Origin of the sequence: Pseudomonas sp. HMWF021 (assembly GCF_003061005.1) — a bacterium.
GTDB lineage: Bacteria > Pseudomonadota > Gammaproteobacteria > Pseudomonadales > Pseudomonadaceae > Aquipseudomonas.
Map to the genome: position 1 here is coordinate 34,027 of NZ_QAIK01000128.1, position 1,460 is coordinate 35,486.

The following is a 1,460-nucleotide window of genomic DNA, read 5'->3' on the forward strand; positions in this document are numbered from 1 at the left end:
GTAGTCGCCTTTCTGCACTTCGGACTTGGCCAGGGTGTAGGCGGCAATCACTTTCAGGTTATCGGTGACGTCCGAGGTCGCCTCCAGTTCCAGGCCTTTGACTTTCACTTCGCCGGTCTGGCTGGTGATCGGGGTGTTGCCGACGGTGGTGGTGACCGCGACGTTTTTCTGCGTCAGGTCATACACGGCGGCGGTCAGCAGGGTCTTGCTGCCCGGTGGCTGGTACTTGACGCCCATTTCCCATTGCTTGCCTTCGGTCGGTTTCAGCGAACCGGTGGAGGAGGCGTCGGCGCCGGTGGTTGGCTGGAAGGATTCGGCGTAGGAAATGTACGGGACGAAGCCCGAGTCGAACACGTAGCTGAGCGCTGCGTTACCGCTGAAGTTCTTGTCGCGCTGGGTGTTGGTCGCATCGGCCTTGTTGAAGAATTTGGTGCCGGTGTGGACCCAGTCTTCACGACCGCCCAGCGTCAGACGCCATTGGTCGAGGGCCATCTGATCCTGCACGTAGAGGCCGGTCTGGTAGGTCTTCTGGTCGTAGTCGTAATACGCCGTCGAGCGATCCGGACGAACGATCGGCTGGCCGTAGATCGGGTTCAGCACGTTGGTTTTCAGACCGTCACCGTAGATCGACAGGTAGTTGGTGTTACTGCGCTGGTGATCCAGCCCCAACAGTACGGTGTGGCGAATGTCACCGGTGGCGAAGTCGGCCTGGAAGTTGTTGTCCACCGCGAACTGGCTGATGTCTTCGTCAACGCTGGTGCTGGTGCGCCCGACGTTACCTTGATCGTCCACCATGGTGTACGGGTAAGAGCCGACGGTCAGGGCCTGGAACGACAGATCCGACTTGGTGTAACGCAGGTTCTGCTTGAACTGCCACACATCGTTCAGGCGATGTTCGAAGGCATAACCGAGCGCGTAGTAGGTGCGGTCGTAGTATTCCCAATCCGGATCGCCGAGATTTTTGTGGTGCGAGACGCTACCGAACGGCATGTCGATCTTGGTGCCCTGCACGGGCAGAAACTGGCTGGTAATGCCGGTATCGTCGCGGGTGAACTGGCTCAGCAGGGTAAATTTGGTGTCGTCGTCAATGTTCCAGGTCAGGCTCGGAGCGATGTTGTAGCGCTTGTTATCGATGTGGTCGATTTGCGTGCCGCTGTCACGCACCACACCGCTGATGCCGTAGAGGAACTGGCCGGCATCGTCGATCTTGCCGGTGCTGGCGAAGTTGATCTGACGGTGGTTGTCGCTGCCGTACTGCAGCTGGATTTCGCTGCTGGCGTCGCTGCTCGGGCGCCGGCTGACCATGTCCAGCAGGCCGCCCGGCGGGGTCTGGCCGTAGACGGAAGAGGCCGGGCCGCGCAGCAGGGCGAGGCGGTCGAGGTTCCAGGTTTCCTGTTTCGGGTTGGCGTACACGCCTTTTGGCAGCGGCAGGCCATCGAGGAACTGGGTCGGCTCGAAAC

The 1,460-nt window shown here is 60.4% G+C and carries 1 protein-coding gene; it reads right to left on the reverse strand.

The window, feature by feature from the left end; translation table 11 throughout:
- On the reverse strand, positions 1-1,460 hold a 1,460-nt coding region (locus DBR18_RS17830), incomplete at both ends, for a TonB-dependent siderophore receptor (protein WP_256588775.1).